At 71.0% G+C, this 5,735-nt stretch carries 6 protein-coding genes; 1 reads left to right on the top strand and 5 read right to left on the bottom strand.

All coding sequences use genetic code 11. The features are described from left to right. Positions 1-643 (top strand): NAD-dependent epimerase/dehydratase family protein (locus VLK61_RS03895; protein ID WP_325418501.1); only part of this gene is annotated, 643 nt, incomplete at its 5' end. Here the strand turns inward: VLK61_RS03895 and thiD are convergent. The 5 genes from thiD to thiC form a co-directional block, all read right to left on the bottom strand. Further along, positions 624-2,216 (bottom strand): bifunctional hydroxymethylpyrimidine kinase/phosphomethylpyrimidine kinase, encoded by a 1,593-nt coding sequence (thiD, locus tag VLK61_RS03900; protein ID WP_325418503.1) that lies wholly within the window; start codon positions 2,214-2,216, stop codon positions 624-626. The genes VLK61_RS03895 and thiD overlap by 20 nt on opposite strands. Positions 2,217-2,254: 38 nt before the next feature. Further along, on the bottom strand, positions 2,255-3,073 hold the full coding sequence (locus VLK61_RS03905; RefSeq protein ID WP_325418505.1) for a thiazole synthase: 819 nt from the start codon (positions 3,071-3,073) through the stop codon (positions 2,255-2,257). A gap of 4 nt (positions 3,074-3,077) precedes the next feature. After that, complete coding sequence (gene thiS / locus VLK61_RS03910; protein ID WP_325418507.1) at positions 3,078-3,314, bottom strand: sulfur carrier protein ThiS; 237 nt, start codon at positions 3,312-3,314, stop codon at positions 3,078-3,080. Beyond that, positions 3,307-4,389 (bottom strand): FAD-dependent oxidoreductase, encoded by a 1,083-nt coding sequence (locus tag VLK61_RS03915; protein ID WP_325418509.1) that lies wholly within the window; start codon positions 4,387-4,389, stop codon positions 3,307-3,309. Before VLK61_RS03915 ends, thiS begins: the two co-directional genes overlap by 8 nt. Positions 4,390-4,391: 2 nt before the next feature. Further along, positions 4,392-5,735: phosphomethylpyrimidine synthase ThiC (thiC, locus tag VLK61_RS03920; protein ID WP_325418511.1), on the bottom strand; the 1,344-nt coding region annotated here is incomplete at its 5' end.

Raw genomic sequence — 5,735 nt, forward strand, 5'->3', positions numbered from 1 at the left:
CCATGGTGTGCGGCACATCGTGTTCACCAGCACCACGGCCTTGTACGGTGCGGCCCAGGATGCCGACGCCGCCGCCTGGGTCACCGAAGGCACACTGCCGCAGCCGCGCACGATCTACCACCGCAGCAAGCTGGCCGCCGAGCAACTGCTGATCGACGCCGCACGGCAGGGCGGACCAGCGGTGACGGTGCTGCGCATGTCACGCTGCTTCCCTGAGCCGGCACCGGCGATGGCCGCGTACCGGCTGCATCGTGGTGTTGATGCGCGGGATGTGGCGCAGGCCCATGCGCTGGCGCTGATGCGGCCGCCGGATGTGAGCCGCTGCTGCATCGTCTCCGGCGCCACGCCGTTCGAGCCGGGCGACGCGCGAGCCTTGTTGCACGATGCGCCGGCCTTGCTGCGCCAGCGTGCGCCGGCGCTGGCCGAGGCCTTCGCGCAGCGCGGCTGGGCGCTGCCGGCGACCATCGACCGCGTGTATTCACCGGCGCGGGCGATCGCCGAACTGGGCTGGGCGCCGCGTTTCGGTTTCGACGAAGTGCTGCGCCAGTTGGACGAGCAGTCTTCCGAGGTGCTGCCGGTCTCAAGGCGCCGGGGCCGGCCCGGCTTGCCGGGACCTGGGACGATCAGCAACAGCGGCCGTTGAAGCGGCCGTCGCCTGCTGCCGGCGCAAGACTCGGCCGTGGCAGCGGCGGGCAGGGCAGAGGCGCCTCGCGGCGTGCCCGGGTGATGGCGTTCACGAAGGCCGGCAGCGTCTGCGCCGGCTGCTCGCCCAAGCCGCGCAAGATGCACACGGCCGCCGCGCCGCAGCGCGCGGCCTCGGCAGCGCGTGCCGGGTCCAGGATGCCGCCGATCGCCACCACCGGCGCCGGTGCCATCGCACACCACCAGGCCAGGTTGTGCAACCCCTGCGGCCGCCAGGGCATGCGCTTGGTGTCGGTCGGCCACACGGGGCCGCAGGCGATGTAGGCCGGCTGCCAGGCGGCCGCGCGGCACAGCTCCCACAGGCTGTGCGAGCTGAGGCCCAGCGCCAGGCCGCGCTGTTGGGCGGCACGCAACTGCGCGCGCTCGGCCGCGTTCAGCGCCAGCAGGTCTTCCTGCCCCAGGTGCACGCCGGTGGCGCCAAGCTCGAGCGCCAACGCCCAATGGTCGTTGATGAACAGCTGCGCGCCGGCGCGCTGGCAGGCCGTGACGGCACGGGCGACGGCGGTGCGCAGCGCCTCGGTGGGTGGGCCGCCCGCGGTCTTGATGCGCAGCTGCAGCGTGCGCACGCCAGCGGCCAGGGCCGCATCGACCCGCTCGGCGCTGTCGACGATGGCGTAGAGGCCGTGCAGATCGGTGCCGCGCATCGGTGGTGGCGCCGGTGGGTCGATCTCGTCCGACAGCCACGGCAGCAGCGCGGGCACCTGGCCGAAGCCGCTGCGCAGCCGCACCGGACCGGGGCCGGTGCCCGGGCAGGGCCGCGCCGCGTCCTCGTGCAGGGCATGGGCCACGGCCATCTTCGCCAGCACGGCGGCATCGGCACTGACAAAACCCAGCGCCAGCGCGGCGGCCAGTGCGCTCGCAAAACTGCAGCCGGTGCCGTGGGTGTGACGCGTGGCCACACGCGGCAGGCTCAGCCAGCCCTCGGCGTCGGGGCTTTGCAGCCAGTCCATCGCGCTGCGGCCGGCCTCGTCGCCGCCGGTGATGCAGACCGACTGCGCGCCTAGCGCCTGAAGCGCACGGGCGGCATCCGGCAGCGCCGCGTGCTCCACACCGGTCCAGCCTAGCAGCAGCGCGGCCTCGGCCCGGTTCGGCGTCACCATGTTGGCACGCGGCAGCAGCTCATCGCGCAGCGCGGCCAGCAGTTCGCGGTCGGCCAATGCATCACCGCTGGATGCGCGCAGCACCGGGTCGACCACCAGTGCCAGCGGCCCGCGCTGGTGCTGCTGGTCGATGTGCCGGGCCAGCAGCCGCACATTCGCCGCGCTTCCGAGCACGCCGGTCTTGATCACCCGCGGCGGCAGGTCGTTGGCCAGTGCGTCGAGCTGTGCTGCGAGCAGATCGCCGGACACCGCGTCGACACGCTGCACCGCCTGCGAGTGCTGGGCCGTGATCGCGGCCACCACCATGCAGGCATGCACGCCAAACGCATCCGCCGCACGCAGGTCGGCGGCCAGGCCGGCGCCACCGCCACTGTCGGTGCCGGCCACGCTCCAGATGATCGGTGTTGAGTTCATGAGTTCTCCATGGCGCCGAAGCGACACCGGTGGGGTGGTCACTTGATCACGAACGGCCGGCCGTCTACCGGGGTGCTGGCGATGGCGTTCTCCTGCGCGGCAATCAGCCCGGCCTCGAAGCCCAGCCGACCGGCGGCCACCGCATGCGCCATCGCGGCGGCCATGCGCACCGGGTCGGGCGACTTCGCGACGGCCGAGTTCAGCAGCACCGCATCAAAGCCCATCTCCATCGCCTGCACGGCATGCGAAGGCGCGCCGATGCCGGCATCGACGATCAGCACCGCGTCGGGCAGCCGGGCCCGCAGGCAGCGCAGCGCCCACGGGTTGATCAGGCCTTGCGCCGAGCCGATCGGCGCGCCCCAGGGCATCAGCACCTGGCAACCGACGTCCAGCAGGCGGCGGCAGCTCACCAGGTCGTCGGTGCAGTAGGGGAAGACCTCGAAGCCGTCGCGCACCAGTTGCTCGGCGGCGGCCAGCGTCTCCCAGGGTTCGGGCTGCAGGCTCAGTTCGTCGCCGACAACCTCCAGCTTGATCCAGCGCGTGTCGTAAAGCTCGCGCGCCATGTGCGCCAGCGTGATCGCTTCCCGTGCGCTGCGGCAGCCGGCGGTATTGGGCAGCAGCCGCGCGCCCTGCTGCGCCAGCGCCTGCCGCACGATCGCGACGAAGCCGTTGTCGCCGCTGCCGGCGCCCAGGCTGCGCTTGAGGCCGACGGTGACGACCTGGGTCTGCGCCGCGGCAATGGCCTCGCCCAGCACCTGGGGCGAGGGATAGCCGGCGCTGCCCAGCAGCAGGCGGCTGCGCAGCGGGTGGCCGTAGGCCGTCCAGCTGCTGCTGGCGGGTGGCGTGATCTCGAGCATGGTGTCAGCCTCCGACAATGGCTTCGAAGATGGTGAGCGCGTCGCCGGCCCGCAGCGTCGTCTGCGCACGGGCCTGGCGCGGCACGAACTGGCCGTTCAGCGCGGTGGCCACGGTTTGCGGTGCATCGCCCCGGCGCTGCAGCAGCTCGGCCAGCGTCAGGCCAGGCGACCAGGGCTGCGGCTGGCCGTTGACGTGGAATACCGGGCTGTCGTCAGGACGCGTCTCTTGTGATTTAGGCATGACTGCGCTCAGGTTCAAGGTTCAAGGCTGCGCCGACCAGGCCCAGCGCGGCCAACGCGTCCTGCACCAGCGCCGGCGCGATCAACCAGCCGTGGCGGTACAGGCCGTTGATGCGCAGCATCCCGGGTTCGTGTTGCAGCAGGGGCAGGTTGTCCGGCAGGGCGGGACGCAGGTTGGTTTCCAGGTGCACGATGCGGGCCTCGGCCAGCTCGGGCACGGCGCTGTGCGCAGCGGCCATCAGCTCGACGGCGCTGCGCAGGCTGACGGGCGAGCGGTCTTCGCTTTCGATCTCGCTGGCGCCGAGCACGACGATGTCGCCGGGCCGCGGCACCAGGTAGACCGGGTGCCGCGGGTGCAACAGGCGTAGCGGGCGTTGCAGCACCAGGCCTGGGGCGTGCAGCCAGAGCAGTTCGCCGCGCACGCCGCGCAGCGGCAGCGGCGGGCGGGCGCCCAGGCCGCGCGCGTCGATGGCCAGGTCGCAGTGCTGCATTGAGCCGTCCTGCAACTGCAGCCGGCCTCGCTCGACCGCGACCACCGGCTGTTGCCAGTGCCAGCGCACGCCCGGCGCCTGCGTCTGCAGCGCTTGCAGCATCGGCGCCGGCATCACCTGGCCTTCTCCCGGCAGCAGCCAGCCCAGCAGCCCCGGCACCAGCGCGGGTTCCAGTCTGGCCAAGGACTGCGGGTCCAGTGGCTGCGGCTGCACGCTACCGCGCTCGATGTGTGTTAGCAATCTCCGAGCGCTGGCCGCATCGCCGCGGTGGGCCAGCAGCAGGCTACCTTGCTGCCGCACCAGCTGCTGAGGCTCTGCCGACAAGGCCGCAGCGATCTGTAGCCACAGCGCCAGCGAGCGTTCGCCGAGCCCGGCCACCCGTTCACCGCCGCTGTCCCGCTCGGCCAGTGGGCTCAGCATGCCGGCTGCAGTGAAGGCCGCCGCGCCGCGGCCATCGTGCCGCACGGTGGCGTCCGGCGCGGGGTCGAACACCGTCACGCGGTGACCGGCACGCGACAGCTGCCAGGCCAGCAGACGGCCCAGCAAGCCGGCGCCGGCGATGCCGATCTCCAGCGGCGTGCCCATGGTCAGGCCGGCTGGATCGGGATGTACAACTCACCCCCCGCGGCGCGGAACTCGGCCGACTTCTCCGCCATGCCGCGCCGGCGCGCATCCTCCTCGGACAGGCCTTGCTGCTGCACGAAATCACGCACGTCCTGCGTGATCTTCATCGAGCAGAACTTCGGCCCGCACATCGAGCAGAAGTGTGCGTGTTTCGACGCATCCTTCGGCAAGGTCTCGTCGTGGAATTCCCGCGCCGTGTCGGGGTCCAGACCAAGGTTGAACTGGTCGTGCCAGCGGAAATCAAAGCGCGCCGCGCTGATCGCGTCGTCGCGGGCTCGCGCCCCCGGGTGGCCCTTGGCGATGTCGGCCGCATGCGCGGCGATGCCGTAGGCGATCAGACCCTGCTTGACGTCGTCGCGGTCCGGCAGCCCCAGGTGTTCCTTGGGCGTCACGTAGCACAGCATGGCCGTGCCCATCCAGCCGATCATCGCCGCGCCGATCGCACTGGCGATGTGGTCGTAGCCCGGTGCGATGTCGATCGTCAGCGGGCCGAGCGTGTAGAACGGCGCCTCGTGGCAGTGCTTCAACTGCTCGTCCATGTTGGCGCGGATCAGGTGCATCGGTACATGGCCGGGCCCTTCGATCATCGTCTGCACTTCATGCTGCCAGGCGACCGTCGTCAACTCACCCAGCGTGCGCAACTCGGCGAACTGCGCTTCGTCGTTGGCGTCCGACAGGCTGCCGGGCCGCAGGCCGTCGCCCAGCGAGAAGCTGACGTCGTAGGCCTTCATGATCTCGCAGATCTCTTCGAAGTGCGTGTAGATGAAGCTCTCGCGGTGGTGCGAGATGCACCACTTCGCGAGGATGGAGCCGCCGCGCGAGACGATGCCGGTGCGGCGCTTGACCGTCATCGGGATGAAGGGCAGCCGCACGCCGGCATGGATGGTGAAGTAGTCGACGCCTTGTTCGGCCTGCTCGATCAGTGTGTCGCGGAAGATCTCCCACGTCAGGTCCTCGGCCACGCCGCCGACTTTTTCCAGCGCCTGGTAGATCGGCACGGTGCCGATGGGCACCGGTGAATTGCGGAGGATCCAGTCGCGCGTGGTGTGGATGTGCTTGCCGGTGGACAAGTCCATCACCGTGTCGGCGCCCCAGCGGATGGACCACACCAGCTTGTCGACCTCCTCGGCAATGCCCGAACTGACGGCCGAGTTGCCGATGTTGGCGTTGATCTTGACCTTGAAGTTGCGGCCGATGGCCATCGGCTCCAGCTCGGGGTGGTTGATGTTGGCCGGGATCACCGCGCGGCCGCGCGCCACCTCGTCGCGCACGAACTCGGGCGTGATGATCTCGGGGATCGCGGCGCC

It is taken from the genome of Aquabacterium sp. (genome assembly GCF_035476535.1).
Taxonomy (GTDB): Bacteria; Pseudomonadota; Gammaproteobacteria; order Burkholderiales; family Burkholderiaceae_C; genus Pseudaquabacterium.

What these genes read in the sequence shown, in the direction of transcription:
- VLK61_RS03915 (WP_325418509.1), bottom strand. Translation starts at nt 4,389, where the DNA reads ATGGGCACGCCGCTGGAGATCGGCATCGCCGGCGCCGGCTTGCTGGGC.
- VLK61_RS03905 (WP_325418505.1), bottom strand. Translation starts at nt 3,073, where the DNA reads ATGCTCGAGATCACGCCACCCGCCAGCAGCAGCTGGACGGCCTACGGC.
- thiS (WP_325418507.1), bottom strand. Translation starts at nt 3,314, where the DNA reads ATGCCTAAATCACAAGAGACGCGTCCTGACGACAGCCCGGTATTCCAC.
- thiD (WP_325418503.1), bottom strand. Translation starts at nt 2,216, where the DNA reads ATGAACTCAACACCGATCATCTGGAGCGTGGCCGGCACCGACAGTGGC.